Source organism: Ruegeria jejuensis, assembly GCF_041537905.1.
In the GTDB taxonomy this organism is placed as follows: domain Bacteria; phylum Pseudomonadota; class Alphaproteobacteria; order Rhodobacterales; family Rhodobacteraceae; genus Ruegeria_C.
This window is the reverse complement of sequence record NZ_JBGRUO010000003.1, coordinates 106,200-132,254: the sequence shown is the minus strand read 5'-3', so window position 1 is coordinate 132,254 and position 26,055 is coordinate 106,200. Positions and strand designations below refer to the sequence as shown.

Genomic DNA, 26,055 nt, shown 5'->3' with positions numbered 1-26,055 from the left:
TGCACGTCAACCGTATCGTGAGTTTTCCGTTGACCACATTGCGGTGCATATGCATCATCATACGGGACAGGTGGGAGGAACCACCCAGACAATCAGAGATCAATAACGCCGGCTTTCCGGCGGACAGAGGAGATGTGCCAAATGGTCGAAATCCGCGGCATCGAGTTTCAGGGAAACATCGAAAATGACATGGGTCTGGAGTTCTACAACCTCAGCCATCGCTACGGGTTTCAATGCCCCAACTGGCCCTATTTCAAAGACGTCCAGATCGACCGCAAGCACTATATGGCCAAGTCCGGCGTGCTGTCGCAGACCATCACCACCACCATGCATGTCACCACTCACATCGACGCCCCGGCCCATGTGGTGCAGGGCACTCCGTTTATTGACGAAGTGCCTCTGCCCCATTTCTTTGGGTCGGGGCTGGTGGTGTCTGTTCCCAAGAAGAAATGGGAGCAGATTACGGGCGACGATCTTGAAAAGGCCTGCGGTCATGCGATCCGGAAGGGCGATGTGCTGATCATCAATACCGGCTGGCACAAGCAGTATGAAGATGGGGATTACTTTGCCTATTGTCCCGGTCTGGTGCCCTCGGCAGCGGAGTGGATGATTGAGAAAGGCGTCAAGGTTGTGGGCCACGACACGCAGGCCAACGACCACCCGCTCGCCACCGCCATCGGTCCGCAACGCAACGGCCCGATCCTGCCGCATCTTGAGAAAGAGTATCTTGAATGGTCCGGCGGCACCCCGTGGGAGGAAGATTTCCCGGAATGGGAGCCGGTGCACAACATGTTGTTCTCCAAGGGCATTCTGGGAATTGAAAACGTCGGCGGCGATTTGGATGCAGTAACCGGCAAGCGCTGTACTTTTGCGTTCTTCCCCTGGAACTGGGACCGCGGCGATGGCTGCATCATCCGGTTGGTGGCCATGATCGACAAAGGCCAGTCCTACCGCATTGAGGCAGGTGAAGCGTTCTGAACACTCACGGAAGGGTCGTCGGGAAACCGGCGACCGCCATCACCTAATCTTGAGAGGCTGGCATGCACCTGAAACGGTTCAAAGATGCACAACCCTACGAAGCGCCCAACCATTTCGGCTGCCACGGGCTGCGTCTGCAAGGGTTCGAAGACGGCGGGCCGATCAATCAGTGGGTCGGATTCAGCCAGTTCCTGCCCGGTGGCGGCGCCGGACCGGACGCGACCCCGTTCGAGAAAGTTTATGTGGTTTTAGAAGGCGAAATGACCGTCATGGTCGACGGCGGCGAAACGGTTCTGGGTCCGATGGACAGTTGCACCATCGCGCCCGGCGAGGTCCGCAAGATCGAGAACCGCTCAAACCAGACCTGCAAGATGCTTGTGGTCATTCCCTACCCTCCGGAGGCCTGAATATGACAGCGATGTCTCACGCCCTTTCGATGTTCGATGTCAATGACAACGTCGCCCTTGTAACCGGCGCGTCCGGCGCTTTCGGCATGGTGGCAGCGCGCGTGCTGGCCAGTGCGGGCTGCAATCTTGTTCTTGCGGCGGGCAATCAGGACGCGCTCGACGAGATCACAAGAGAATGTACCGAACTGGGTGCGAGCGTTGTAGCAGTCAACACACGCCCGACGGATGAAGCATCCTGTAACGCGCTGGTGGATGAAGCGGTCAGCAATTTCGGTAGGCTTGACATTCTTGTGGTCGCGTCGGGCATGAACAAGGTGGCCCCGATCAATGACATGGCGCCCGAGACCTTCGACGCTGTGATGGATGCCAACGTCAGTCAAAGCTGGCTCTTGGCCCGCGCGGCTGCCGCTCATATGAAGATGCAGGAATACGGAAAGATCATCTTTGTCAGCTCGGCGCGCAGCATCTTGGGCCATCCGGCAGGCTACACCGCCTATTGCGCGTCAAAGGCTGCCGTCAATGGGATCACCAAAGCACTGGGATGCGAATTGGGGCCGACCGGCGTCACTGTAAACGCAATCGCACCGACAGTGTTTCGTTCGCCTTTGACCGCATGGATGTTTGAAGACACCGAAGAGGCAGAGGTCGTACGCAACGGGTTTCTGACCCGCGTGCCGAAGGGAAGGCTGGGCGAGCCAGAGGATCTGGCCGGACCGCTTCTGTTCCTGGCGTCGAAAGCGTCGGATTTTTACACCGGGCACATCCTTCATGCCGATGGCGGCTATACGGCAGGTTGAGCAATGGGTCCTGAGCTACAACAGATTGCCGTGATCGGTGCCGGGCTGATGGGGCATGGCATCGCCCTGAACCTTGCCAAAGCGGGCTTGACCGTCGCGATCACTGATCCGGTCCAGGACGCCCGCGATACGTTGCCCGACCGCATCCGTGCCAGCATGGAGGCGATGGGCGAGGATGCGCGCGCCATCGCGCGGACACTGCAGAGCATCGAGGTTTGCGACAGCATGTCAGCGGCTGTTCGGCTTGCTGATGTGGTTTTCGAAGCGGCTCCGGAAAAGCTTGACCTAAAACAGAATATCTTTGCCGAGATCGAAGCGCACGCGCCAGAAACCTGCATTTTGGCCTCCAACACCTCGGTCATGCCGATCACGCAGATCATGTCAGGCCTGCACCTGAAGAACCGTGCGCTGGGTACGCATTGGTGGAACCCGCCGCACATGATCCCCCTGGTAGAAGTCATCAAGACCGAATGGACCGATCCCGAAGTCGCGCAGACCATGTTTGGTCTGCTGAAGTCCGTCGGCAAGACGCCGGTGATGGTCGAAAAAGATGTGCCCGGCTTTATCGGCAATCGGTTGCAACACGCCCTCTGGCGCGAGGCGATCAGTCTTGTGGAACACGGGATCTGCGATGCCGAGGCCGTGGATACGGTGATCAAGTCAAGCTTTGGGCGGCGTCTTGCGGTGCTTGGCCCACTCGAAAATGCCGATCTGGTTGGCACTGATCTGACGCTCGATATTCACGAAAACCTGCTGCACGATCTGGAGGCCAGACAGGGCCCATCACCCTATCTGCGCTCGCTGGTCGACCAAGGCGATCTGGGCATGAAATCGGGACAGGGCTTTCGAACCTGGACCGAAGCCGAGGCCAACGCGGTCCGTCAGCGCGTGGCGACCCATCTGAAGAAACTGGAAGACATTCTGTAATGTGAACGAAACACCGGCGAGGAGGCCGGTGAAGGGAGGACGCAATGACCAAGATACTCAAGACGCCGACACGGCGCGGTTTTTTGGCCGGCACCGCTGCGGCATTGGCGGTACCGGCGCTGCTAAAATCGACCCGCGCCTATGCGGCCGCGCCAACCTTGCGGGTCGGCAATGTCAGCCCCCGCACCGGCCCGCTTGCCGGTTTTGCCGAGGCCGACGAATATGTGCTCCAGGCTATCCAGCAGGCGTTTTCCGCAGGGCTCGAAAATAACGGCAAGACCTGGAATGTCGAGATCATCTCGAAAGACAGCCAGTCCAACCCGAACCGCGCCGCCGAAGTGGCTGCGGACCTGATACTGGGTGAAGAGGTCGACATCATCGTCGCCGCATCGACGCCGGATACGGTGAACCCGGTGGCAGATCAGGCGGAAATCAATGAGGTACCCTGCATCACGACAGATTGCCCGTGGCAGCCCTATTTCTTTGGGCGCAACGGCATTCCCGGCGAAGGGTTTGAAACCACCTATCACTTCTTCTGGGGGCTTGAAGACGTCATCGCGGCCTTCCTCGACATGTGGGACAAAACCGGCGTCACCAACACGGTCGGCGGGCTGTTTCCGAACGACGCGGACGGCAACGCCTGGGGCGATGCAGAGCTTGGCCTGCCCAAGCCATTGGCTGAAGCAGGTTACACGCTCACCGATCCGGGCCGGTATCAGCCACTGAGCGACGATTTCTCAAACCAGATCGCCGCGTTCAAGGCCGCGGGCTGCGAGATTGTGACAGGCAACATGATCCCACCGGATTTTGCGACTTTCTGGGCTCAGGCGGCACAGCAGGGCTTCAACCCCAAAGTTGTCACTATCGGTAAAGCTCTGCTCTTCCCATCGGTGATCAACTCGCTGGGGGGCCGGGGCGACGGGTTGTCAACCGAAGTCTGGTGGTCCCCGCATCACCCGTTCTCGTCTTCGTTGACCGGCGCGACCTCCAAGGAACTGGCCGATGGTTACATGGCCGCATCGGGCCGTCCGTGGACACAACCCTTGGGCTTCAAACACGCGCTATTCGAAGTCGTGGCCGACGTGATCAAACGTGCCGACGATCTGGAAGACCCAAGCGCGATCGTCTCGGCCATCACCAGCACCGATCTCAACACCATCGTGGGGCCGGTGAACTGGGCCAATGGTCCGATCAACAACGTGACCAAAACGCCGCTGGTCGGCGGTCAGTGGCAGAAATCGGGCGACGGGTTCGAATTGCAGATCGTTGCAAATGACACCGCGCCCGAGGTTCCAGTGACGGCAGATATGAAGCTGCTGGGCTGACCCGAACTCGGCGCAGATCCCAGATTAAGTGAGCGTTATGGCGACAATCCTGAAACTCGATGGCCTCTGCAAAGCCTTTGGCGCCGTCACGGTGGCTGACGCGCTGAGCTATGAGGTCCGTCAAGGTGAGGCGCTGGGGGTGATCGGCCCGAACGGGGCGGGTAAGACCTCGATGTTCAACCTGATCACCGGCACCATGCCTGCGAACTCCGGCACGGTGATGTTTGAGGATAAAGACGTCACCAGATGGAGCGCGGCCCGGCGCAGCCATGCCGGGATCGCACGGTCTTTTCAGGTGCCGCAGCCATTTGTCGGCATGACGGTGTTCGAAAATGCAATGATCGCAGCCACGCAATCCGCGGGCCTGCACGGGGCAGAGGCCGAGGCGTATTGCCTGCAGGTTCTGCATCAGACCGAATTGCTGCTCAAGGCCAACGTGCTGACGGGCAGCCTGACCTTGCTGGAACGCAAGCGGCTGGAGCTGACCCGCGCGCTTTGTGCCAAGCCCAAGCTGCTTCTGCTGGACGAGATTGCCGGAGGCCTGACCGAAGGTGAATGCCGCTCGCTGGTACAGACGATCAAGGACATCCATTACTCGGGCGTCACCATCATTTGGATCGAGCATGTCGTGCATGCGCTGTTGGCGGTTGTCGATCGCCTGATCGTGATCGATTTCGGCAAGAAGATCGCGGAGGGCGAGCCCAACGCCATCATGGACAGCGCCGAAGTCAAGGAAATCTATCTGGGGATCGAAGCCGATGCCTGACCCCATACTGCAGACACGCGGTCTCGATGCCCATTACGGCGACTTTCAGGCGCTGTATGGCGTGGATATCGAGGTCGGCGAAGGTGAGGTTCTGGCTATCATCGGCGCGAACGGCGCAGGCAAAACGACGCTCATGCGCTCGATCACCGGGCTTTTGCGCAACGGCCCCGGCCAAGTGGCCTATCACGGGCAGGATATCAGCCGGTTGCGCGCGGATGAAGTGGCGGCGCGCGGACTCGCGATGGTGCCCGAAGGGCGGCAATTGTTCCCCTCTCTCTCGGTCAGGGAAAACCTGATGATCGGGGCACAGGTGGCGCGCAGCGGGCCATGGGACCTGGCGGCAGTCTACAAGCTGTTTCCGATCCTTGAAGAACGCAAGGATCAGGCCTCAACCTCGCTCTCAGGCGGACAGCAGCAGATGGTTGCGATCGGACGAGCTCTGATGGCCAATCCCGATCTGATCCTTTTTGACGAGATCAGCCTGGGCCTTGCGCCGATCATCATCAAGGACATCTACACCGCGCTCCCTGGCATCATCGGCGAAGGGATGAGTGCCATCATCGTCGAACAAGACATCACCAAGGCCCTATCGGTCTCGCGCCGGGTCTATTGCCTGCAAGAGGGGCGCATCTCGCTTGAAGGGATGTCCGCCTCGGTGTCGCGGGAAGATATTTCGCGCGCCTATTTCGGGATCGAATGACATGGATTGGGTGAACGCAATCGTACAGGGAACCTTGTTGGGCGGGCTCTATGCCCTGTTTGCGGCGGGCCTTTCCCTGATCTTCGGGGTCATGCGGCTGGTCAATATCGCCCATGGCGACCTGATCGTTCTGGCCGCCTATCTGGGTCTGACGGTTACCACGGCCACTGGCATGCACCCGCTGGCCGCCTTGATGATCGTCGTACCCGTCATGGCGCTGATTGGCTATGCGCTGCAGCGCGGGTTACTGAACCAGACGCTGGGCGATGATATCTTGCCGCCGCTTCTGGTGACCTTCGGGCTGAGCGTGATCCTGCAGAACGCGCTGCTGGAGGTTTACACCGCCGACCCGCAAAAGCTGGACGCAGGCACTTTGGAAACCGCCGGTGTGTCCTTTGGCGGGCTGACGCTGGGTGTTCTGCCTCTGATGACCTTCGCGGTAGCCATTGCGGTGATCTGGGGCCTGCAATGGACATTCTATCACACCGCACTTGGCCGCGCGTTCCGGGCGGTGTCCGACAACCAGGACATTGCCCAGCTCATGGGCCTGAACCGCCGCCATATCTTTGGTCTGGCCATGGCGCTGGCGCTCGGCGTGACCGCAATCGCGGGTATATTGCTAGGCATCCGCACCAGCTTTGATCCCTCGATCGGCGGTGGTCGTCTGATCTTTGGCTTCGAAGCGGTGATCATCGGCGGGTTGGGCAACCTTTGGGGCACGCTGGCCGGCGGGGTCATTCTGGGCATCGCCCAGACCGTCGGAGCCAAGATCGATCCGGGCTGGCAATTGCTGGCCGGTCATCTGGCCTTTCTCATAATTCTCGCCATACGTCCCAACGGCCTGTTCCCGAGGGTGTCCGGATGAACCTGCAGGATTACACCGTTTCCCGCTCGTCCCGGGCGGCCCACATCGCGGCGGTTCTTGCCGCGCTGACCCTGATCGTGCTGGTCACCGCCCCCTGGTGGGCGGGCCGCGCCGATATGCGGCTGATGGGAGAGCTGTTTCTTTACCTCTCTCTGGCCACGTTATGGAACCTGATGGCAGGCTATGCGGGCCTCGTGTCCGTTGGCCAACAAGCCTATGTGGGCTTTGGCGGCTACATGCTGTTTGCGCTGACGATGTTCGGCGGGTTGCACCCGCTGGTGGCCATCGTGTTGGCCGGAGTGCTTGGCGCGTTGATATCCGTGCCGGTTGCCGTTTTGATCTTTCGCCTGCGCGGCGCCTATTTCGCCATCGGCACCTGGGTCATCGCCGAAGTATTCCGGCTGAGTTTTGCTCAGGTTTCTGCGCTAGGCGGAGGGTCAGGCTCATCACTGCCCGTGGCAATTGTCAGATCACTGGCATCGGGGCGCGCCATGCGCGAAGCGCTCAGCTACTGGCTGGCACTTGGCGCGGCCGTTCTGGTGGTCACCGCCGTCTATCTGTTCCTGCGCTCACGACAGGGGCTGGCGCTGACCGCGATCCGCGACAATGAACTGGCTGCGGGCAGTCTTGGCATCGATATCTGGCGCACCAAATTCATCGTCTACGTGGTCACCTCGGCCTTCACCGCGATGATCGGCGCGCTGATCTTTCTGCAAAAACTGCGTATCTCGCCGGATGCCGCGTTCAGTGTGAACGACTGGACCGCTTTTGTAATCTTCATCGTCGTGATCGGCGGCATCGGCACCATCGAGGGCCCCATCATCGGTACGCTGGTCTTCTTTGCCTTGCGCGAAACGCTGGCCGATCTAGGCACGACTTATCTGATCGTGCTGGGCGTTGTCGCGATTGTTGTCATGCTACGCGCACCCAAAGGCATCTGGGGCCTGATCCGCAGCCGATATGATTTGCAACTTTTCCCGTTGGGCTACCGCGTTCAGCACCGGCCACACTCGAAGGAACCCTGATCCAATGACACGCCAGCAAAAAACCATCATCACCTGCGCCATCACCGGCGCCATCCACACGCCCACCATGTCGAACGCACTGCCCTACACTTATGACGACATTGCACAACAGGCGGTCGAGGCGGCAGAGGCCGGGGCCTCGATCCTGCACCTACACGCGCGCAATCCAGAAAATGGCGCACCCTCGGTGGACCCCAACGATTTCGCGCCTTTTCTGCCGCGGATCAAACAGGCGACGGACGCGGTGGTGAACCTGTCGACCGGAGGCTCGCTGACCCTGTCGATTCAGGACCGGATCACGCCAGCCAAAACGTTCAGCCCCGAAATGTGTTCGATGAATATGGGCTCGATGAATTTCTCATTCCATCCGTTGGCGAAACGCTACAGCGACGACGACTGGAAGTTCGACTGGGAAAAGGACTATGTCGCCAATTCCGATCAGAACATCTTTCGCAACACGTTCCGCGACATTCGCGAAGCGGCAGAAACCCTAGCCCCGCATGACATCAAATTCGAACATGAGTGTTACGACGTCGGCCACCTCTACAACCTGAAATTCTGCATGGATACTGGCCTCTTCAAAGCGCCGATCTTCATCCAGTTCATTTTCGGCATTCTCGGCGGCATCGGCCCCGAGGTCGATAACTTGATCTTCATGAAACGCACCGCTGATCGCCTGTTCGGTGATGACTATCGTTGGTCCGTTCTGGGCGCAGGCGGCGCGCAAATGTCACTTGCCACAACCGCCAGCCAGATGGGCGGCAACCTGCGCGTGGGTCTGGAAGACAGCCTGTTCGTATCACGCGGCAAGCTTGCAGAAAGCAACGCCCAGCAGGTCAACAAAATCCGCCGCATTGTCGAAGACCTTGGCAGCCAGGTGGCAACACCCGACGAGGCTCGCGAGATCCTCGCGCTAAAAGGGGGCGACAGGGTTGGTTTTTGATGCTCAGGTATCGAGGGCGAGTTCGAGATATCGGAAAAACTTCGGCGGGCGCGGCTCTTAGCCGAAGCCGGCGGTAGAGCTTGATCCGAAGCTTCGTGCCGCTTGTTATGCCAAACTTACGAGTGACGAGAATAACCGTAACTATGGGGCCAATCATGTGGAACGTCACGCATCTTTGTCTCAATTGGCAGCCAAAACCTCAAGAAACTGGCAAGTTGCGTCATTCGATTCTGACCCGAACGTCAATCAATTCTGACCCTGCAGCCAGTGTGGTTTACGGCAAATTTGGAAGCAGCGAAATTTGTACGTTCCGGGACGGAGCCCGCTTTCACTGGCGCTCGTCGAAGGTTCGTTTGCCTGTGGCACTCGAAACCTAGGGAACAGCGATAGGTTCGCCACCTCGTGCTAAGCCCTCGCTGCAGTTCGCTCTTGTTCTGTAATGGCTCTCAATATCGGCCGATCTGCGCAACGCTTTATCCAGGCTCGGACCAATGGTTGCGTCGGAGCTGCTTCTGGTAGCCAGTGGAAGGGGCTCGATAGCAGGAGATCGACCGCCGAGTAGCCCTCTCCAAGAAGATAGGGCTGGCCGTCCAGCGTGTCGGCGAGGTGATTGAGCATAACATCGAGATCACGGAAGGTCGCTTGCAGTGCGCGATGATCGATCTTTGCCCAGTCAAGGACCAGCACGGGCTCCATTACGCCCTGATAATAAAACAACCAGCTGAGGAAGGCCCCTCGCTGCGGATGTCCGACGGGACGGCCCAGCCCTGATTCCGGGGACATATCTGTCAGAAATGCAACGATCGCACCACGTTCACGGGCGCAGTCATCGCCATCGACCAGGTAGGGCACTTTCTTCTCGGGATGTGGGTTGCGCGGGTCCGGGCCCCCGCTGCCATCCTGTCGGGACACGGTGACCTCGACCACGTCGATGCGATCAGCGATGCCCATCTCTTTGATCAGGACGAGGATCGAGGTCGAGCGGGAGTTCGGGGCGTGGTAAAGGGTCGGCATGAGTGGGGTCCTGTGATTGTGTCTTGGCTAGCCATAGCCACGCCATGCTGCCATATTCCGGCAGCATGGCCCGACCTGACCGCCTCATGCGCCTGATGGATGCGCTACGCCGCCTGCCCGCACCGGTAACGGCCGCGCGGCTGGCGGAAGAGACAGGCGTGTCGAAGCGACAGCTTTATCGCGACATCGCCACGCTGCGCGCGGGTGGTGCTCTGATCGATGGCGAGGCCGGGGTGGGCTACCGGCTGACCGAGGATCCCGCCCTGCCGCCCCAGAGCTTCTCGCGGCTTGAGATCGAGGCGCTTGTTCTCGCCGTGGAAGAGTTGCGCCAGACCGGTGACACTGAGTTGGAGACGGCAGGCCGGTCGGCCCTTGCCCGGATTATCGCGACGCTAGCCGACGGGCAGTCGCGGCAGGCCCTGCACACCATCCTGCGCAGGTTCCACCCACCTCCCGCTCCGGTGAAATTTACAGCGGATATGGCGTTGTTGCGTCGGGCCTGCTGGGAGGAACTGTCGCTTGAGGTTCGGTATCGCGACCTGACAGCGCAGGTCACGCATCGCGAAGTCTGGCCCCTGGGGATCAGTTACGCAGACGGCTCGTTGATGCTGCTGGTCTGGTGCTGCCTGCGCAAGGACTGGCGACACTTCCGTGTCTCGGGGATCGAAGAGGCAACGCCCAATGGCCGCAGCTTCCGCCCCCGTCGTGTGGCGTTGCTGCGCGACTACGCCACGCAGTACGACGCCCGCCATTCTTCTGCGAAGGAGTAAGAACGACTGGCCCGGGCAGTCGCGGCCCTAGCCGATATTGGTGGGCGCCGCAGCATCCGCCGTTTCGGGCTGATTTCGTTGAAAAAGTCACTGATTTCGGCGCGTCTGTTTGAGGTATCAATTTGATTTCGTTCAGATATCTAAGGCGTAGCTGCCGCTTCAACCTGCGGCGGGCTCCATCGGTTTGAGCTTTGCGAGTTTCCGGAGGTTTTGGGCGGTGGCTGCGAGGGTAAACTCGTCTTGAACGCCGCATGGGCCCCGTAATCGGAGCCGTCCCAGGCCGAGGATGCGTTTGAGGTGGGCAAAGAGCATCTCGACCTTTTTTCGTCGCGCCTGAGCCTTGGGATTGAAGTCTGATGCTGTGCATTGGCGAGCAAAGTCTCTGACGATCTCATATTTATCGCGATGGACCGAACGCGTTTCAGCGTTGGGGCAGCACTTTGCCTTCAGTTCGCATCCTGTGCAGTCTGATTTCAGTGCCCGATAGTTCCTGGATTTCCAAACTGGCGCATTCCGTTTTGGATCAGAATAGGTCCGCCATGTATGCCGCATCTCTTTGCCGCCCGGGCAGATGTACCGGTCGTTCTCATCATCCCATGTGAAGTCGGAGCGCGAGAAGGTTCCGTCGGTCCTTTCACCCTTGTCGAAGACCGGGATGAAGGGAAGGATTTGGCGCTTTAATGCCAACCAGACCAGAGTGTCGGAAGACCCGTAGGCCGTATCTGCCGCGATCCAATCGGGCTTCACGCCAAAGCGCTCTTCGGTCCGGTCGAGCATCTTCTGCATCGCGCCGACCTCAGCGGTCTTGTTTGAACGGCTGGCATCCACATCAACGATGATGCCGTGGTCCGTATCGATCAGATAATTGTCAGAATAGGCAAAGAACGCGGGGCCTTTGCGCGCTGCTGTCCATTGACTGGCAGGATCGGCATGGGCTGTGAACTTGGGCTTTGCGGTAGTCGCCGCACCGAAGGCTTCGTCGTCCAAAGTGTCGAGGTACTCGCGTACTGCACGCGGTGCATAAGCGGGATCAATCTCGCGAGCGGCCCAATCATCGGGGTTGCTTGAGTTCTGCTTCTGAACATCGGCATTGATCAAACTAGCGTCGACTGCGAAACCCTGACCACCAACCAAGCCTTCCTTCATGCAACGCGCAACAGTCGTCTCAAACACATGGCGCAGCAGATCGCTTTCGCGGAAGCGACCATGACGGTTCTTAGAAAAGCTCGAGTGATCCGGGATGCGGTCCGTCAGATCGAGGCGGCAAAACCAGCGGTAAGCGAGGTTCAAATGCACCTCCTCGCAGAGCCGCCGCTCCGATCTTATCCCGAAGCAATATCCGATCAAAAGCATCCGGATCAGGAGCTCTGGATCAATGGAGGGGCGACCCGTGTGACTGTAGAAGTCCGCCAGGTGAGCGCGGACGCTGGTCAGATCAACAAACCGATCAATCGACCGCACCAAGTGATTATGAGGAACGTGATCCTCTAGCGAGAACTCGTAGAACAAAGCTGACTGCGCTTCTTGCCTCGGTCCCATCATCCCCAATCCTCCCGTTCGTTGAGAGAATTGAATCAGCCGCTCGATCGACGATCAAGCATGTGTTTTTCAACAAAATCAGCCCAAACCGGAAGATATGACGTGACCCCGGCTCGCACCGTTCGCACGAGTTCTCAAATACCCGGTTCGCGCCAGATTAGCGCGCGGGACAAGATGCTCAGAAGCTTGCCCCGCCAACTAAGCCTCTGTTAAATTACTATTTTTTTGTCGATCAATTGAGCCAGCGCGTCGCTGATCCTTGTCATAGGCAGTCGAAGTTCTGGGCTTTCAATGAGGCCGTTTCGCCAAAGCCAATGCTTCACCGCACCGGGGCTAGGTTCTGCAAACAGAAGTTTGGTTATATCGTGGAGGTCGTACCATCCGGTTCTCGCCTCACTGATACGCCCGTTGGCAAGATTGGTTTGAACCTGAGCAAATTCCTGCGTCCTGATATGGGCCGCGGAAAGGATTGCGCCGTCGGCCCCCGCACAAAGAGCGGCATGGTAAGCCAAATCCTCGCCCGTCATCACGGCGAAATTCTGAGGTCGTCGCTTCAAAAAATCCAGTGTTTGTTCGGCATCAGCGCAACAGTCTTTCAGCCCGATCAAATTCTCCCTGTTAGCGAGACCAAGGAGCGTGTCATTCGAAAGGTTCACCCCAGTTCGATACGGGATATTGTAAATGACCAATGGTCGCGCCGTCGCGTCGGCTATGGCTTCAAAGTGCGATAGAAGGCCAACCTGAGATGGGCGGGAATAGGCCGGGCAACTGACCAGATAGCCATCTATTGGCCAGTCCGCTGTATTTGAAATGTGTTCGATTACTTTGCGGGTATTGCTTCCGCCGACGCCGAGCAGAACAGGAATTGGTGTTCCGACCTTTCGCTGCTCGTCCGCAACCGAATGCACGATATCAGCGATTTCAGCAACGCTTAGAGCAAGCGCCTCACCCGTGGTCCCGGCAAGGACAAGGCCATCAATTGGTTGATCACGATAGTGGCGGACGAGTCTTCGAAGGGAAGCTTGATCGACGGCACCATTATGAAAAGGTGTCACAATAGGAAGCCAAAGCCCACTGAGGCTTAGGGTTTGCGAGTTCATGTTTGTCTCCAGCTTTTGAGGCCGAAGGCGAACGCCGAAACCCCGTCGCCGTCGGCGGGGTTGAGTTTGAATACTTCCGAATGGTTTTAGCGGCCGTAGTCCATCACTCCCCCCAGAGGGAGAGTTTCTTGAGCTTTTGGGAGTGGACTTCTACAGTTCGCATGGGGCTAGAAAACAACATTATGCTGAGCTGTCAACAGCGCCAGATCTGATTGTTGCGTCATCACGTTGATCTTCGCACGCATGCCGAATGGTATTACAGGCGGCGTTCTCCTTCATGGAAATGGTTGTCCGCGATTGGGCCTCTCGGGGAATATCGCGATCAGGAAAGGGTGGGCGGGCCGTTCGGGCAGTCGATGAGATAGCCCCAACCGCCGTTTTCCAGCTTTTTGGCGACTTCCATAGATTGGCCCTCTGCCATAACCGTGCCGTCCGGCCCAACCACGCTCCAATTGGCGCGCAGCAGGGCGACATCACCGTTTATCACCTCGCAGAAGACATCGCTTTTGATTTCCGGCTTCAGATCCACGAAACCCTCGAATGCCTTCCGCGCTCCTTCAAGACCCATGAGTGGTGGCTGATCGGGCGGAAAGAATATCTGGCAATCGGGGTGGAACAACGTGGTGATACCGTCAAGATCGCCCTCCTGGAGATAGGCGCTGACGCAATCGGCAATGTCGCGGGGTCGCTTTGCAACTCTCAGGGTCATCGGATGCCTTTTTCTAACGGTTGGATCAGAAGTCGAAAGAGCCGGCGTCGCGCACGCTGTCGGGTAACCACGTCTCCTGGATGTGCAGCCATGTGACGGGGTCAGTCATCTTCATCAGAACACTGGTGACGCGGGCATTTTTGTGCGCTGATTGCGTCGCCCCCACCTGCCATTCGGTATAGGTCACCATCACCAGATCACCGATTTCCTGATGGACTGTGACGTCACGGATCTGGATGCGGAATTCGGTGTTCGAGCCATAGCTGCGGTCAAAGCCGCCTTTCAGCATCTCTCCTGTCAGGATGTGACCTTCCGGCGAGATGAACACGACATTCTCATCCAGGTGCGACAAAAACCCTGGCTCAAGCTGATCACGCTCTACGGTGCCGTTGAACCATTTGACGAAGAAATCATGCAGATCGATGATCTCTTTGGTGATAGCTTCCAGAGTGGTCATGCAAACTCCTGCTCAATGCCAAAGGAAAAAGGGCACGCCCGTGTTTGGCGCGACCGGTGTGGTTTATTCAGGGCCGTTATTGTCCATGTCGAGGATCATCTTCCACGCGCCGTATTCATCACGCTGATACACAAGTGTCAGACGACCCTTGGGATTGCGCACATCGCCGGTATCCCGCATCCTCATCGTCCCGTAGAAGCGGCCCACCACGACAACGGTATCGCCGAACTCGGTCAGGGTTTCGATGTCGAAACCGGACGTGATTTCCGCAGCAGCAATGCGCGGGTTGTACTTGTCGCGAATGGCCTCTGTGCCGACCGTGACGGGCTGACGTTCGTTCACGGTGACGGTGTCGGGATGACAGGTGCTGACCATCTGCTCGATGTCGCCACCGTCCAGGCCACCATTCCAGGTATTTATGACAGCTTCGATTTCGGCATGAACGCTCATGAGATTACTCCGTTTTCTGCAGCTTGCACCAAACCTAGCAGCTTGATACCGTAAGGATAACTGACTCTTATCCTAACAATGTGATCGGCACACCGAACAATGGGCCAGAACAGCTTTGGAGAAATTCGCGTCTTTGTCGAAGTCGCCCGTCGCGGCGGTTTCCGCGCGGCGGCAGAGCATTTGCAGCAGGCGCCAGCATCTGTCAGCGAAGCCATCCAGCGTTTTGAGGACCGGCTGGGCGTAAGATTGTTCGAACGCTCGACCCGCTCTGTCGCCCTGACGCCAATCGGTGAACAGCTTTTCGCGCGGAGTTTTCCAGCCGTCACGGATATCGAAGGTGCTCTGAGCGCTTTGGATGAAGAGAAAGATCAGGTGAGCGGCACGCTGCGCCTGTCAGCGCCGTACAGCGCGGGTCCGTTCTTTCTTGATGATCTGTTGGCCAAGTTTGCCGCAGCATATCCAGCCGTTCAGGTCGAAGTCATCTATGATGACACCAAGATTGATCTTCTGACTTCGGGCATTGATGCTGCGATCCGATCTCAGACGATGATGGCCCCAGACACACATGCTGTTCCCGTTGGGCCGGAACTCAACATGACCATAATTGCGGCGCGCAGTTATGTCAAAAACCGGGGCATGCCAAAGCATCCGCGCGATGTGCTGGACCATGATGCGATCTGTTACGCGTTTGGCCATGGCAACAGGCTTGCTCCTTGGGGGTTCAAAGGGCCTGATGGGGCGTTCGTCATAGAGCCTCAACCGAGGCTGGTGGCGAACGATATGCGCTCGCTTCTGCACTATGCCTCTCATGGTCTTGGGCTTGCCTATATCTACCGTGAGATTGCCGCGCCCTATATCGCAAACCATGAATTGGTCGAAGTGCTAGGGGAGCATCTCGCGTCGCTGCCACGCTACTCGATCAACTATCAAAGCAAGAGGCATATGACGCGCCGCTTGCGTGCGTTCATCGATCTGGCAAAAGCCCAAAACCGTTTGCGGTAGCTGTCTAGAAACCTTCGACCGCTGATTGATTTGACGAGGCGTAGTGACAAACCTCCAAAGCTGTCGTTCGTAGAATGCGCAATATCAAGCAATATAGGCTCGTTGCTGACCTCGGAGCGAGCGCAGCATCAGCGGCTGTTCTATGTTGAGTTCGCGATCCGGCAGAAATCGACCGATACTCCTCTAAGTTGTTGAGCCTGGCCCTTCCGACTGGTAGTTTATGACACTGGAGACCCTGATTCAGGAGAGATCAGATATGTTGAATTGTCAGACCCTAATGCTTCGCGCGGCAGGCGCAGTAGCCCGTTAAAGCGGTCTGACAGGTTTCCGATCTGAAGGCCGCCCCATGAGCGGCCTTTTTCATGTTTTCCTCATGTGGCGGCTTTCCATCATCAATGGAGAGAACAATGCCAAGCTTATCCCTTTACATCCCCTTTGGCCGGTCGCGCGGCCTCTTGTTGCGGCTTGTGGCCGTTTTGGCCCGGCGCCCCAGCGAAGAGCCGCCGGTTTCGCCCAAGCGCGCGGAGTTGCCGGATTACTTGAGGAAAGACGTTGGCCTCCCGCCAGAGGTTGAACGCCCGCCGCCTCTTCACCATCGGCTCCCTTTTTGACCCGGACCCAGGCCTGCGGGTGGCCTGCATGCCGGATATGCTGCATATTTCGAAGACGGCAAAACCATTTCAAGCAAGAGGGCACCATGCGATTGATCCTGTCACATGGCGCACCGGCGGTGGGTAAGCTGACAGTGGCGCGCGCTGTCTGACCTGACCAGTGCGCCGTCGGTGGATAATCACCTGGCCAGTGATTTGGCACGTAACGTATTCGGCTTCAGACCCAAAGGTCAGAGCTGTCTGACGCCCTCCAAACCTGAGTGTTTCACCCGGCGCGGGCATCGGCGTCCACGCCTGTACCGCGAAGGCAAAGATGAATCACATCACCTAAAGGTCCGTTACTTCATCTGGCTAAAAATATCGCGGGAGTCGCCTTTGACGAGGGGGCAGCGCCCCCTGCCCGCTGGACATCGGAGTGCCGGTTGGATACCTGCGCGGCCATGCCACGTTATGCTTTGAAAGTCGAATATCAGGGTGCGCCCTTTGCCGGGTGGCAGCGCCAGAAGGACCAACCCTCGGTGCAGGGCGCGATCGAGACGGCTTTGGCCCGGTTGCAGCCGGGGGCGCATACGATTGCCGCTGCGGGCCGGACGGATGCCGGCGTGCATGCGCTGGGCCAGGTGGCGCATTGCGATCTGGACAAGGACTGGGAGCCGTTTCGGCTGTCGGAGGCATTGAACCATCACCTGAAACCGCAACCTGTCGCGATTGTTGCCGCGGCGCGGGTAGAGGGCGACTGGCACGCGCGTTTCTCCGCCGTTGAGCGGCAATATCTGTTTCGTATCCTGATGCGCCGTGCACCTGCCACCCACGAGGCGGGCCAGGTCTGGCGGGTCAATCACCAACTCGAAGTGGCGGCGATGCAGCAGGGCGCGGACAGGTTGCTGGGGCGGCATGATTTCACCACCTTCCGTTCGTCGATCTGTCAGGCGGCGAGCCCGGTTAAGACGCTGGATGAGTTGCGTGTCGAGGAGGTCGCGGGCTTCTCCGGACCCGAGATACATATTCATGTGCGCGCCCGCAGTTTCCTGCACAATCAGGTGCGCAGTTTTGTTGGCACGCTGGAGCGTGTGGGGGCCGGTGCCTGGACGCCCAACGATGTGCAAGACGCGCTGAAGGCGCGCGATCGCGCCGCCTGCGGTCCGGTCTGTCCGCCGCAGGGCCTGTATCTTGCGCAGGTCCGCTATCCCGATCCGGTCTTCGGGTAGATCGGCTCAGAGCGCGCGCAGCATCAGCCCGCCTGCCACGAACGCAACAAGAAGCCCCGCCATCAGTTCGACCACGGGCAACACCCGCGCCGCCTGTTGGAACGCACCGGCGGACCCGGTGATCCCGCCGCGCATTCCGGCGGCGGCAAGGCCGACGGTGATCGTGACGGTCGCAGTACCCAGCGCCATGGCAAACGCCCCGGCGATGCCCGCGCCCGCGATCCCCATCTGCCAGGTGATCAACAACACAAAGAGCGCGCCGGTGCAGGGCCGGATCGCGATGCTGGCAATCAGCGCAAGCGCCTCGCGCGGGGTCGAGACCTGATCGACCTCACTCAGGTCGGGACCGTGTTTGTGGCCGCAGCTTTCGCACGTGCCATGATCATGCGCATGCGTGTGGGGTCGGTGCGTCAGCCGCCGCACTCCGCGCCAGACCAGCCAGAGCCCGACCAGCGCAATCGCGCCGTAGCTTACCGGCGCCATGACATCCTCGGTCACGCTGATCAGCCGCTCGCGGGTCATGTCGAACAGGAAAACCCCGGCATAGACGATAGCCACCGCTGTCACCGCCTGCCCCAGACTGGCCAGCAACGAGATCACGCTCAACCGCAGCCAGGGCACACGGCGACCCAGCCCGTAGCCTCCGATCAGCACCTTGCCATGACCCGGCCCCACCGCATGGAAGAACCCGTAGGCAAAACAAAGGCCCATCAACAGCCACAGCGCGCCATCATGCCCGGCCCGCAAGCCCCGCAACGCGCCCGCGATCTGGTTCTGGAACGTGCGTTGCTCGCCAGCCGCCCAAAACGCGAGTTGATCGAAGCCACCCCCGAGCCAGAACCACAACAGCAGAGCGGCGGCGGCGCCAACTGGCAGGATCAGGAGTTTGGACATGTGATCCGAATCTCAGTTGCGAATTCCGCGCCGATCATGGGAATGTCGTTCTCTTCGAGGTCGGCATTGGCATCCAGGGTCAGCAAAAACGTCCGCATCTCTGCCAGTTTCTGATCAATATCGGGGTCGATCCGTTCGGTCAGGCAGGTATGCTTGCCGGTCAATCGCACCGGCAGGGTGAGATCATAGCTCACGTAAAACGTCTCGTCATAGGGTTTCAGGGACAGGGTTTCCCCGCTGATCGGAGGCTGTCCCGTCACCTCTCGCAGATGGGTGGTGACAATGCGCCCGTCACGCAGCTCTGCGGTCGGGTCCACCGGCCTGGACAATTGAAGCGGTTTACCGCCCAGCGTCGCCTCAAGATCACCGTTGAACCCCTCGACCCAGTTCATGTCAAAGCCTTGCAGCCGCGTCTGTTCCCACGGTGCCAGAACATTGTCAGCGTCCGAATCCAGACCCAGATCCTCAAGGATCAGCAGCGAGTAGAAATCGTCATAAGACCAGGTGACCCGCACATGGGTCAGCCGGTTCTGGTCGTCAAAGATCACCTCCAGCCCGGTATCCACAAACACATGGGGATGCGCGGTCAGATCGACCGGCATCAGGCACAGGGCAAGAGGCAAAACGCGTTTCATGCGCAGAAGATAGGGCGCTGGGTGCGGCGGCGCAACGCAATGTGGTTCAGACTTTCTCCTGCGTGTATTTCCGCAGCTCCGTCCGGGCGACTTGCCGCCGATGCACCGCATCCGGACCGTCGGCCAGTCGCAGCGTTCGCACATGGGTCCAGGCGGTGGCCAGCGGCGTGTCCTGACTGACACCTTGCGCGCCGAACATCTGGGCGGCCTCGTCGATCACCTTGAGCGCCACGCGCGGCGCGATCACCTTGATCTGCGAAATCCAGGGGGCCGCAGCCCGCGCATCCCCCTGATCCATATACCACGCCGCCTTGAGGCAGAGCAGGCGCGCCATTTCGATCTCCATCCGGCATTCGGCGATGATGTCATAGTTCGCGCCAAGCTGCGCCAGCCGCTTGCCAAACGCCTCGCGCTGCAGCGCGCGCCTGCACATCTGTTCCAGCGCGGTTTCGGACTGCCCGATGGCACGCATGCAATGGTGGATGCGGCCCGGCCCGAGGCGGCCCTGCGCGATCTCGAACCCGCGCCCCTCGCCCAGCAGGATGTTTTCGACCGGAACCCGCACATTGGTAAACCGGATATGCATATGCCCGTGCGGCGCATCGTCATGGCCGTAGACCTGCATCGGGCGCAGCACCTCGATCCCCGCAGTGTCCGCAGGCACCACGATCATAGAATGGCGCTGATGCTTGGGTGTGTCGTCATCCCCCGTCCGCACCATCACGATGTAAACCCGGCAACGCGGATCTCCCGCACCCGAGGCCCACCATTTCTCGCCATTGAGCACATAGTCCGCCCCGTCCCGCACGCAGGACATCGAGATATTGGTGGCATCGGACGAGGCCACATCCGGCTCGGTCATCAGATAGGCGGACCGAATCTCTCCCTCCAGAAGCGGCGCCAGCCACTCGGATTTCATGGCCTCGGTGCCATAACGCTCAAAGACTTCCATATTGCCGGTATCAGGTGCCGAGCAGTTGAACACCTCGGCCCCCAGCGGGGTCTTTCCCATCTCTTCGGCGAAATAGGCGTATTCAACCGTGGTCAGCCCGAACCCCCGATCACTGTCGGTCAGCCAGAAATTCCACAGCCCCGCCGCTTTGGCCTTGGCCTTCAACCCTTCAAGAATCTCGGTCTGCCGGTCGGTATATTGCCAGCGATCGCCCTTGGCCACTTCCCCCTGATATTCCTCTTCCAGCGGCATGACCTCATCGCGAATCATCGCGCTTACCCGGCCCAGCAGCGCACGGTGCTCGTCCCGCATCCCAAAGCTCATCGTCATGATATCTCTCCTTTGCCGGGATCACCGGGCTTTACGTTTGACCGGAGGATGACTTAGCTGGGCGGCGAATGTCCAGTTGGGTGACGATATGTCACCCGGTAGTTGCGAAAGGACCCCTGATGGCGCTGCTGATCAATGTCGGCCATGACGGATGGATGCGCGATGACGAGATTGCCGAGATCATTTGCGCATATGCCCCGGCCTTGGATGTGCGGTCGCTGGCCGAACCCGGCGATCTGGGCGAGGTGACCATGCTGGCTGTCTCGCGGCTGGACTCGGAACTGCCGCAACGTCTGCCCAACCTGCGCCTGGTGCAGAAACTGGGTGCCGGCGTGGAAACCATCGTGCGCCACCCGGCCCTGCCCGACCACGTCCGGGTTACCCGGCTGAAGCCAGAGGCTCCCGCCCGCGAGATTGCAGAGTGGTTCCTGACCTATATCCTGAACGTCCAGCGCCAAGGCGATCGCTATCGCCGCCAGCAGGCGCAGGCCGACTGGTCGCCGGTGGCGCCGCGGGTCACAGCGGACACGCAAGTTGGCATATTGGGGCTGGGCCATATCGGCGGCTATACCGCACGGCTGCTGGATCAACTGGGGTTTCAGGTCCATGGCTGGAGCCGGTCGCCGAAATCCCTGCCCGGTGTGACCTGTCATCATGGCTATGACGCGCTGCCCGCCCTTTTAGGCCGCTGCGACCATGTCTGCGCCATCCTGCCCAGCACGCCCGAAACCGCAGGGCTGATCGATGCGCCCATGCTTGCCGCCATGAAACCCGGCAGCCAGCTACTCAATGCCGGGCGCGGCGATCTGATCGACGAGGGTGCGCTGCTGCACGCGCTGGACGCGGGCATACCAGACCATGCGGTTTTGGATGTGGTCAACCAGGAACCCCTGCCCGCTGACAGCCCGCTCTGGTCGCATCCCAAGGTCACCCTAACACCACACGTGTCCGGCTGGCATCTTGGGGATGCGCTGAAAGACGTGGCGGAAAACCTGCGCCGCCTGAGCGCAGGTGAGGTTCTGTTGCATGAGGTCGACCGCGCACGCGGCTACTGAGAACAGGGCGCAACAGCCGCCACAAGCGCCAACGCCTGTCCGCAAGGACAGGCCAGCAAAAGAGCGGCGGGCCCTTGGCCCGCCTCAATGCGGAAACGGCCCGTTCCCTCGGCAAGAAGCTGGCCAGTTAGCCGATGAAGGCGGTATAGGCGGCTTCGTCCATATAGTCGTCCATCGGCGACATGTCGGACACTTTCAGCTTGAAGAACCATCCGGCCCCGGTCGGGTCTTCATTGACCTTGCCCGGCTCGTCGGCGAGCGCCTCGTTGACCTCGACGACCTCGCCATCCAGTGGCGCAAGAATGTCGGACGCGGCCTTGACGCTCTCGATCACCACAATCTCATCGTCCTTGGCCACCTCAGAGCCAATCTCGGGCAGCTCGACAAAGACGATATCACCCAGTTGTTCGGCGGCATGGGCCGTGATGCCCACGGTCACCACATCCTCCTCGACGACCAGCCATTCATGTTCTTCGGTAAATTTCATGCTGTCTTCCCTCGACCTAGCACTTGTCCCTGGCGCCCCAATCGGCACGTCAAAGCCTAGGACCGCCTGCGCCGCAAGCGCAAGAGTTCAATGCGTCAATCTTCTGCGGGGCTATCGGCGCGGGACCCTATCGGGTCAGGGCACAAGCAGCCATCTTCCATCCGCTTGCCGACACATGCGGCTGCGAATCTGCACCGGCCGTTCGGCCCCCTTGGGATGCGCAACCTGATTGAGGAACCCGCAATTGTCGCGCATTTCCTGCAATGTGACCGAGCCTTTGGACTTGGTCGCCGGATTGTCCCACGCCACGGTCTTTCCGACCTGCGGAACACCATTCACCACCAGCTGGCCCATCGCCTGCTGCATCAGTTGAAAGTCCTCGGGCGACAACCCGCTTTCGGCGATGATACGCGACAGGGGTTTTGCCTGCGACGTGACGGCAAGCCCGGCCAGAGCAAAACTCAGGCAAAGCGTTAGAAATATCTGTTTCATGGCAGGCTCGCGGAAAAATTGCGTTGTGCTCATGCTCGCATGGACCGCTGGGCTCGTCTAGGGTCACGACCCAAATTTACCAAAGGGTTCGACCCGTGCCATTTTGGACGCCACGCTCACAGATTGATCCGCAAGGGCTTCCCATAAGATGAAAAATTTGGTGTGGTTCAAGCAGATGTCGCATCCACGGAGATGAGTTATGAGAATTCGCGCTGCCCTCTTGGTCGCCCCCGTTCTGCTTGGCCTTGGCGCTTGCAGCGATCCGTTCGCCTTGCCGGGCGGTCAGAACGCCTATCCCAGCAAGAATGTCTCGGTCATGAGCCGGACCTGGGCGGTGCGACAGGTCTCCGATAGTCCGGTCGTCTACCGGGCCACGCGCGACATGAACAACCTCAACCCGTTCGGCCAGCCCGCACGCCCGCGCCCGGTTCAGGCCAGCGCCGCGATCCGGCAGGCAACGGGATGCAGGGTGTTAGGCAACACGATGTATGAAAACATCTCGGGTCAGTTCTTTGCTCAGGTGCAATGCCCGGCCGCTCCGGCCTCGTAAACGCCTAACCGGCTAAATTGTATCAATATTGCCGCTGTCGTTGAGCTGCCCGTCAAGCGCTGGCATATCTGCGGCATGAGACTCGCGATCAACGGATTTGGCCGCATCGGCCGCACCATTCTGCGCCAGATATTGGCCATGCCCGCCGATGCGGGCATTGAATTGTTGGGCGTCAACGACATCGCGCCGCTCAAGACCTGCGCCTATCTGTTCCAGTATGACAGCACCTTTGGCCCCTATCCGGGCCGGGTCGAAACCGAACCCGACGCGCTGGTAGTGGACGGGCGACACATTCCGTTTACACATAGCGACGACCTGAGCCGGATTGATCTGTCCGGCGTTGATGTTCTGCTGGATTGCACCGGTGTTGCGCGCAGCTCCGATGTGGCGCGGCGCGGTCTGGATGCGGGCGCGCGCAAGGTGCTGATTTCCGGCCCCTCGCCGGCTGCCGAGCTGACGGTTGTTCTGGGTGCTAACGAGGAACAGTTGGGCGATGCGCGGATCGTGTCGAACGCCTCCTGCACCACCAACGGTCTGGCGCCGCTGATCAAGGTGATCCACGGCATTGCCGGGATCGACACCGCGCATATGACGACGATCCATTGCTACACCAACAGCCAGCCCTTGGTCGACGCCCCGCGCGGCGATCTGGCCCGCTCGCGCGCCGGGGCGCTGTCGATGGTGCCCACCACCACCAGCGCCACACATCTGGTGAACGAGGTCCTGCCGGAACTGGCTGGGCGCATCAGCGGGGCCGCCGTCCGGGTGCCCAGCGCCAGCGTCTCCGCGGTCGATCTGGTGGTTCAACTGGCGCGGGACAGCCGCGACGACGCATTCATCAGTGCACTGCGTACCGCGATCGACGCCTCACCCATCCTGGGCTGGACCGATCTGCCGCTGGTCTCTTCGGATCTGCGGGCAAGACCCGAGTCGCTGGTGATTGCAGGCCCCGAGACCCGGATGACCGGGCCGCGCCAATTGCGCGTCTTTGGCTGGTACGACAATGAATGGGGCTTTTCCGCGCGGATGTTGGATGTGGCCCGGCTGATGGCCTGACCGGCCCGCGGCCGGTCTTAGCGTTTCTTACCGCCTTTGCGCGTTGGTGCCCCCATGCCGCCGGGCTTGCCCATAGCGGCCCGACGCGCGCGGTTCTTCTTGCTCGACGGTTTGCCGACGGGGGGTTTGGGGCCGCGCGGGCGATCCCCTTTGCCTTCGCCCCGCTTGGAACCGGCTGCCGGTTTGCGGGGCTTGGCCGGCTCGACCACCACCGCTTCGGGCGGTTGCGGCGCCGTTGGTTTTGGACCCTTCCGGTGCCCGGGTTTCGCGCCCGGTTTGGGCTTTTTCACGCGCGGTTTCGGATCATCGTTCCAATCCACTGGCGTGGTGGTACCCGGCGTTTTGCCTTTGGCCGGTGGTCCCGCATCACGCGGCTTGCGAGGTTTGGGGCCAGAGGGTTTGTCGTGACGCGGACCGCGATCCAGCTTGGGCGGGGTTGCCAGCCGGGTCAGCGCCGCGCCCCCCTCCAGCACCATTTCAGACCCGATCGCCGTCAGGAAACCCTGAACCGCGCTTTCACGCATTTCGATCAGCGAGTCCTTTGGCTGAATGCGGATAGCTCCAACATCCTCGCGCGAGATATTGCCCCGCTTGCACAGCATCGGCAGCAACCGCCGCGGCTCGGCCCCCGCGTCGCGCCCCCCTTCCAGCGAAAACCAGACGCTGGGACCAAACGGCGCGCGCGGTTTGGGGGCTTCGTTGATGTCAGACAGGTCCTCGGGCGCGGAATGGCGTTCCCGATATAGTCTGAGATACGCCGCCGCGATCTGTTCGGCGGTAAACGCCTGGGTCAGGGTCGCGACCATGTCGCGATCGGACTCCTCAACCGGTGTTTGCCAGTCCGGGCTGGCCAGCATCCGCTCCTCATCCTGGGCCGATACCGCCTCGGCGGAGGGCGCCTCGTCCCATTCCGCTGTCAGTTTCGCCCAGCCCAGCAGGCGTTGCGCTTTTTTCTGAGCGGCGGGCGGCACGATCAGCGCGCTGACGCCCTTGCGCCCGGCCCGGCCCGTGCGACCCGAGCGGTGCAGCAGCGTTTCCTGATTGCTGGGCAGTTCCGCATGGATCACCAGATCGAGGTTGGGCAGGTCGATCCCGCGCGCGGCAACATCGGTCGCAACACAGACCCGCGCACGCCCGTCGCGCATTGCCTGCAAGGCATGGGTGCGCTCGGTCTGCGACAGCTCCCCGGACAGGGCGACGACGGAAAATCCACGGTTTGACAGGCGCGTGGTCAGCCGGTTGACCATCGCTCGGGTGTTGCAGAAGACAATCGCGTTGGGTGCCTCGTAATAGCGCAGCACGTTGATGATCGCATTCTCGCCATCGCGTGCCGATACCTTGAAGGCGCGATAATCGATATCCGCGTGCTGTTTTGATCCGCTGGTGGTGGCGATGCGGATCGCGTCCCGTTGGTAGCTCTTGGCGAGCCTGGCGATGGCCGGGGGCACCGTGGCCGAAAACAGCAGCGTCTGCCGTTCTTCGGGTGCATTTTCCAGAATGAATTCCAGATCCTCGCGAAAGCCCAGATCCAGCATCTCATCCGCTTCGTCCAGCACCACCGCCTTGAGCGCGCTCAGATCTATCGAGCCGCGCATGATGTGGTCGCGCAGACGTCCGGGCGTGGCGACCACGATATGGCTGCCGCGTGCCAGCGCACGCCGCTCGTCACGCATATCCATGCCACCCACGGTCGAGGTCACGACGGCGCGGGTGTTTTCAAAGAGCCAGCCCAGTTCCCGCTTGACCTGCAAAGCCAGTTCCCGCGTCGGTGCGATCACCAGGGCCAGCGGCGCGTCCGCAGCATCAAAAACATCGCCCTCGCCCAGAAGGCCCGGCGCGATGGCCAGACCAAAACCCAGCGTCTTGCCAGAGCCGGTCTGGGCCGAGACCAGCAGGTCCTGACCGATGGTTTCGGGGGCCGTCACCGCCTCTTGCACGGCGGTAAGGGTGGTATATCCACGCGCGTCCAGCGCATCAGCGAGAGTCTTCTTCACAGCCGTTCCATTTTCTT

At 60.1% G+C, this 26,055-nt stretch carries 28 protein-coding genes; 16 read left to right on the top strand and 12 right to left on the bottom strand.

Translation table 11 applies throughout. The annotated features are described in order from the left end of the window. Positions 1-141 precede the first annotated feature (141 nt). The 10 genes from AB1E34_RS04975 (at position 142) to kce (ending at position 8,733) form a co-directional block, all read left to right on the top strand. Positions 142-978: a cyclase family protein gene (locus AB1E34_RS04975; RefSeq protein ID WP_372571230.1), complete on the top strand. Its 837-nt coding sequence runs from the start codon at positions 142-144 to the stop codon at positions 976-978. A gap of 62 nt (positions 979-1,040) precedes the next feature. Further along, positions 1,041-1,385, top strand: a complete 345-nt coding sequence (locus tag AB1E34_RS04970) for a cupin domain-containing protein (RefSeq protein WP_372571229.1) — start codon at positions 1,041-1,043, stop codon at positions 1,383-1,385. A 2-nt stretch (positions 1,386-1,387) separates the two neighbouring features. Next, positions 1,388-2,182 (top strand): SDR family NAD(P)-dependent oxidoreductase, encoded by a 795-nt coding sequence (locus AB1E34_RS04965; protein ID WP_372571228.1) that lies wholly within the window; start codon positions 1,388-1,390, stop codon positions 2,180-2,182. Positions 2,183-2,185: 3 nt separating this feature from the next. After that, positions 2,186-3,109, top strand: coding sequence for a 3-hydroxyacyl-CoA dehydrogenase family protein (locus AB1E34_RS04960; RefSeq protein ID WP_372571227.1), 924 nt, complete (start codon positions 2,186-2,188; stop codon positions 3,107-3,109). A gap of 44 nt (positions 3,110-3,153) precedes the next feature. Then, positions 3,154-4,434, top strand: coding sequence for an ABC transporter substrate-binding protein (locus AB1E34_RS04955; protein WP_372571226.1), 1,281 nt, complete (start codon positions 3,154-3,156; stop codon positions 4,432-4,434). 37 nt (positions 4,435-4,471) lie between these two features. After that, positions 4,472-5,200 carry an ABC transporter ATP-binding protein gene (locus tag AB1E34_RS04950; RefSeq protein WP_372571436.1) on the top strand — a complete coding sequence of 243 codons (729 nt, stop codon included), beginning with the start codon at positions 4,472-4,474 and terminating at the stop codon, positions 5,198-5,200. After that, positions 5,193-5,900, top strand: a complete 708-nt coding sequence (locus tag AB1E34_RS04945; protein WP_372571225.1) for an ABC transporter ATP-binding protein — start codon at positions 5,193-5,195, stop codon at positions 5,898-5,900. Before AB1E34_RS04950 ends, AB1E34_RS04945 begins: the two co-directional genes overlap by 8 nt. A gap of 1 nt (position 5,901) precedes the next feature. Further along, positions 5,902-6,765, top strand: coding sequence for a branched-chain amino acid ABC transporter permease (locus AB1E34_RS04940; protein ID WP_372571224.1), 864 nt, complete (start codon positions 5,902-5,904; stop codon positions 6,763-6,765). Further along, positions 6,762-7,790 (top strand): branched-chain amino acid ABC transporter permease, encoded by a 1,029-nt coding sequence (locus AB1E34_RS04935; protein ID WP_372571223.1) that lies wholly within the window; start codon positions 6,762-6,764, stop codon positions 7,788-7,790. The genes AB1E34_RS04940 and AB1E34_RS04935 overlap by 4 nt, the downstream gene beginning before the upstream one ends. A gap of 4 nt (positions 7,791-7,794) precedes the next feature. Continuing rightward, positions 7,795-8,733, top strand: a complete 939-nt coding sequence (gene kce / locus AB1E34_RS04930; RefSeq protein ID WP_372571222.1) for a 3,5-dioxohexanoate:acetyl-CoA acetone transferase — start codon at positions 7,795-7,797, stop codon at positions 8,731-8,733. A gap of 405 nt (positions 8,734-9,138) precedes the next feature. On the opposite strand, the gene AB1E34_RS04925 is transcribed toward kce, so the two are convergent. Continuing rightward, positions 9,139-9,747: a glutathione S-transferase family protein gene (locus AB1E34_RS04925; RefSeq protein WP_372571221.1), complete on the bottom strand. Its 609-nt coding sequence runs from the start codon at positions 9,745-9,747 to the stop codon at positions 9,139-9,141. A 65-nt stretch (positions 9,748-9,812) separates the two neighbouring features. On the opposite strand from AB1E34_RS04925, the gene AB1E34_RS04920 reads away from it, so the two are divergent. Then, positions 9,813-10,517 carry a helix-turn-helix transcriptional regulator gene (locus AB1E34_RS04920; protein ID WP_372571220.1) on the top strand — a complete coding sequence of 235 codons (705 nt, stop codon included), beginning with the start codon at positions 9,813-9,815 and terminating at the stop codon, positions 10,515-10,517. Positions 10,518-10,676: 159 nt separating this feature from the next. Here AB1E34_RS04920 and AB1E34_RS04915 read toward each other — a convergent pair whose 3' ends face one another. The 5 genes from AB1E34_RS04915 to AB1E34_RS04895 form a co-directional block, all read right to left on the bottom strand. Beyond that, positions 10,677-12,059, bottom strand: a complete 1,383-nt coding sequence (locus tag AB1E34_RS04915; RefSeq protein ID WP_372571219.1) for a transposase — start codon at positions 12,057-12,059, stop codon at positions 10,677-10,679. A gap of 206 nt (positions 12,060-12,265) precedes the next feature. After that, on the bottom strand, positions 12,266-13,156 hold the full coding sequence (gene dapA, locus AB1E34_RS04910; protein ID WP_372571218.1) for a 4-hydroxy-tetrahydrodipicolinate synthase: 891 nt from the start codon (positions 13,154-13,156) through the stop codon (positions 12,266-12,268). A gap of 322 nt (positions 13,157-13,478) precedes the next feature. Then, entirely contained in the window at positions 13,479-13,865 is a 387-nt protein-coding gene (locus tag AB1E34_RS04905; protein WP_372571217.1) for a YybH family protein, read from the bottom strand. 25 nt (positions 13,866-13,890) lie between these two features. Then, positions 13,891-14,322, bottom strand: coding sequence for a DUF4440 domain-containing protein (locus AB1E34_RS04900; RefSeq protein WP_372571216.1), 432 nt, complete (start codon positions 14,320-14,322; stop codon positions 13,891-13,893). Positions 14,323-14,385: 63 nt separating this feature from the next. Then, positions 14,386-14,772 carry a YybH family protein gene (locus AB1E34_RS04895; protein ID WP_372571215.1) on the bottom strand — a complete coding sequence of 129 codons (387 nt, stop codon included), beginning with the start codon at positions 14,770-14,772 and terminating at the stop codon, positions 14,386-14,388. 99 nt (positions 14,773-14,871) lie between these two features. On the opposite strand from AB1E34_RS04895, the gene AB1E34_RS04890 reads away from it, so the two are divergent. Together AB1E34_RS04890 and truA are read left to right on the top strand one after the other, a co-directional pair. Next, the gene (locus AB1E34_RS04890) at positions 14,872-15,774 is read left to right on the top strand and encodes a LysR family transcriptional regulator (protein WP_372571214.1); all 903 of its coding nucleotides are present in this window, start codon (positions 14,872-14,874) and stop codon (positions 15,772-15,774) included. 1,051 nt (positions 15,775-16,825) lie between these two features. Next, positions 16,826-17,593, top strand: coding sequence for a tRNA pseudouridine(38-40) synthase TruA (truA, locus tag AB1E34_RS04885; RefSeq protein WP_372571213.1), 768 nt, complete (start codon positions 16,826-16,828; stop codon positions 17,591-17,593). 6 nt (positions 17,594-17,599) lie between these two features. Here truA and AB1E34_RS04880 read toward each other — a convergent pair whose 3' ends face one another. From AB1E34_RS04880 to AB1E34_RS04870, 3 genes are read right to left on the bottom strand one after another with little or no spacing between them, the layout of a single operon-like run. Next, positions 17,600-18,487, bottom strand: a complete 888-nt coding sequence (locus tag AB1E34_RS04880) for a nickel/cobalt transporter (RefSeq protein ID WP_372571212.1) — start codon at positions 18,485-18,487, stop codon at positions 17,600-17,602. Beyond that, positions 18,472-19,122 (bottom strand): DUF1007 family protein, encoded by a 651-nt coding sequence (locus AB1E34_RS04875; RefSeq protein ID WP_372571211.1) that lies wholly within the window; start codon positions 19,120-19,122, stop codon positions 18,472-18,474. The genes AB1E34_RS04880 and AB1E34_RS04875 overlap by 16 nt, the downstream gene beginning before the upstream one ends. A 46-nt stretch (positions 19,123-19,168) precedes the next feature. Continuing rightward, positions 19,169-20,404 (bottom strand): acyl-CoA dehydrogenase family protein, encoded by a 1,236-nt coding sequence (locus tag AB1E34_RS04870; protein ID WP_372571210.1) that lies wholly within the window; start codon positions 20,402-20,404, stop codon positions 19,169-19,171. 119 nt (positions 20,405-20,523) lie between these two features. Here AB1E34_RS04870 and AB1E34_RS04865 point away from each other — a divergent pair, with 119 nt between their 5' ends. Continuing rightward, positions 20,524-21,459, top strand: a complete 936-nt coding sequence (locus AB1E34_RS04865; RefSeq protein WP_372571209.1) for an NAD(P)-dependent oxidoreductase — start codon at positions 20,524-20,526, stop codon at positions 21,457-21,459. Between the two features lie 127 nt (positions 21,460-21,586). Here AB1E34_RS04865 and gcvH read toward each other — a convergent pair whose 3' ends face one another. After that, entirely contained in the window at positions 21,587-21,946 is a 360-nt protein-coding gene (gene gcvH, locus AB1E34_RS04860) for a glycine cleavage system protein GcvH (RefSeq protein ID WP_372571208.1), read from the bottom strand. A gap of 135 nt (positions 21,947-22,081) precedes the next feature. Continuing rightward, positions 22,082-22,438, bottom strand: a complete 357-nt coding sequence (locus AB1E34_RS04855; protein ID WP_372571207.1) for a hypothetical protein — start codon at positions 22,436-22,438, stop codon at positions 22,082-22,084. 199 nt (positions 22,439-22,637) lie between these two features. On the opposite strand from AB1E34_RS04855, the gene AB1E34_RS04850 reads away from it, so the two are divergent. Then, a complete protein-coding gene (locus AB1E34_RS04850; RefSeq protein ID WP_372571206.1) occupies positions 22,638-22,988 on the top strand; it encodes a hypothetical protein in 351 nt (116 codons plus the stop codon). Between the two features lie 75 nt (positions 22,989-23,063). Then, entirely contained in the window at positions 23,064-24,044 is a 981-nt protein-coding gene (locus AB1E34_RS04845; RefSeq protein ID WP_372571205.1) for a type I glyceraldehyde-3-phosphate dehydrogenase, read from the top strand. Positions 24,045-24,061: 17 nt separating this feature from the next. Here the strand turns inward: AB1E34_RS04845 and AB1E34_RS04840 are convergent, their stop codons facing one another. Continuing rightward, complete coding sequence (locus AB1E34_RS04840; RefSeq protein WP_372571204.1) at positions 24,062-26,038, bottom strand: DEAD/DEAH box helicase; 1,977 nt, start codon at positions 26,036-26,038, stop codon at positions 24,062-24,064. Positions 26,039-26,055: the final 17 nt, after the last annotated feature.

What these genes read in the sequence shown, in the direction of transcription:
- AB1E34_RS04975 (WP_372571230.1), top strand. Translation starts at nt 142, where the DNA reads ATGGTCGAAATCCGCGGCATCGAGTTTCAGGGAAACATCGAAAATGAC.
- AB1E34_RS04970 (WP_372571229.1), top strand. Translation starts at nt 1,041, where the DNA reads ATGCACCTGAAACGGTTCAAAGATGCACAACCCTACGAAGCGCCCAAC.
- AB1E34_RS04965 (WP_372571228.1), top strand. Translation starts at nt 1,388, where the DNA reads ATGACAGCGATGTCTCACGCCCTTTCGATGTTCGATGTCAATGACAAC.
- AB1E34_RS04960 (WP_372571227.1), top strand. Translation starts at nt 2,186, where the DNA reads ATGGGTCCTGAGCTACAACAGATTGCCGTGATCGGTGCCGGGCTGATG.
- AB1E34_RS04955 (WP_372571226.1), top strand. Translation starts at nt 3,154, where the DNA reads ATGACCAAGATACTCAAGACGCCGACACGGCGCGGTTTTTTGGCCGGC.
- AB1E34_RS04950 (WP_372571436.1), top strand. Translation starts at nt 4,472, where the DNA reads ATGGCGACAATCCTGAAACTCGATGGCCTCTGCAAAGCCTTTGGCGCC.
- AB1E34_RS04945 (WP_372571225.1), top strand. Translation starts at nt 5,193, where the DNA reads ATGCCTGACCCCATACTGCAGACACGCGGTCTCGATGCCCATTACGGC.
- AB1E34_RS04940 (WP_372571224.1), top strand. Translation starts at nt 5,902, where the DNA reads ATGGATTGGGTGAACGCAATCGTACAGGGAACCTTGTTGGGCGGGCTC.
- AB1E34_RS04935 (WP_372571223.1), top strand. Translation starts at nt 6,762, where the DNA reads ATGAACCTGCAGGATTACACCGTTTCCCGCTCGTCCCGGGCGGCCCAC.
- kce (WP_372571222.1), top strand. Translation starts at nt 7,795, where the DNA reads ATGACACGCCAGCAAAAAACCATCATCACCTGCGCCATCACCGGCGCC.
- AB1E34_RS04925 (WP_372571221.1), bottom strand. Translation starts at nt 9,747, where the DNA reads ATGCCGACCCTTTACCACGCCCCGAACTCCCGCTCGACCTCGATCCTC.
- AB1E34_RS04920 (WP_372571220.1), top strand. Translation starts at nt 9,813, where the DNA reads ATGGCCCGACCTGACCGCCTCATGCGCCTGATGGATGCGCTACGCCGC.
- AB1E34_RS04915 (WP_372571219.1), bottom strand. Translation starts at nt 12,059, where the DNA reads ATGATGGGACCGAGGCAAGAAGCGCAGTCAGCTTTGTTCTACGAGTTC.
- dapA (WP_372571218.1), bottom strand. Translation starts at nt 13,156, where the DNA reads ATGAACTCGCAAACCCTAAGCCTCAGTGGGCTTTGGCTTCCTATTGTG.
- AB1E34_RS04905 (WP_372571217.1), bottom strand. Translation starts at nt 13,865, where the DNA reads ATGACCCTGAGAGTTGCAAAGCGACCCCGCGACATTGCCGATTGCGTC.
- AB1E34_RS04900 (WP_372571216.1), bottom strand. Translation starts at nt 14,322, where the DNA reads ATGACCACTCTGGAAGCTATCACCAAAGAGATCATCGATCTGCATGAT.
- AB1E34_RS04895 (WP_372571215.1), bottom strand. Translation starts at nt 14,772, where the DNA reads ATGAGCGTTCATGCCGAAATCGAAGCTGTCATAAATACCTGGAATGGT.
- AB1E34_RS04890 (WP_372571214.1), top strand. Translation starts at nt 14,872, where the DNA reads ATGGGCCAGAACAGCTTTGGAGAAATTCGCGTCTTTGTCGAAGTCGCC.
- truA (WP_372571213.1), top strand. Translation starts at nt 16,826, where the DNA reads ATGCCACGTTATGCTTTGAAAGTCGAATATCAGGGTGCGCCCTTTGCC.
- AB1E34_RS04880 (WP_372571212.1), bottom strand. Translation starts at nt 18,487, where the DNA reads ATGTCCAAACTCCTGATCCTGCCAGTTGGCGCCGCCGCCGCTCTGCTG.
- AB1E34_RS04875 (WP_372571211.1), bottom strand. Translation starts at nt 19,122, where the DNA reads ATGAAACGCGTTTTGCCTCTTGCCCTGTGCCTGATGCCGGTCGATCTG.
- AB1E34_RS04870 (WP_372571210.1), bottom strand. Translation starts at nt 20,404, where the DNA reads ATGACGATGAGCTTTGGGATGCGGGACGAGCACCGTGCGCTGCTGGGC.
- AB1E34_RS04865 (WP_372571209.1), top strand. Translation starts at nt 20,524, where the DNA reads ATGGCGCTGCTGATCAATGTCGGCCATGACGGATGGATGCGCGATGAC.
- gcvH (WP_372571208.1), bottom strand. Translation starts at nt 21,946, where the DNA reads ATGAAATTTACCGAAGAACATGAATGGCTGGTCGTCGAGGAGGATGTG.
- AB1E34_RS04855 (WP_372571207.1), bottom strand. Translation starts at nt 22,438, where the DNA reads ATGAAACAGATATTTCTAACGCTTTGCCTGAGTTTTGCTCTGGCCGGG.
- AB1E34_RS04850 (WP_372571206.1), top strand. Translation starts at nt 22,638, where the DNA reads ATGAGAATTCGCGCTGCCCTCTTGGTCGCCCCCGTTCTGCTTGGCCTT.
- AB1E34_RS04845 (WP_372571205.1), top strand. Translation starts at nt 23,064, where the DNA reads ATGAGACTCGCGATCAACGGATTTGGCCGCATCGGCCGCACCATTCTG.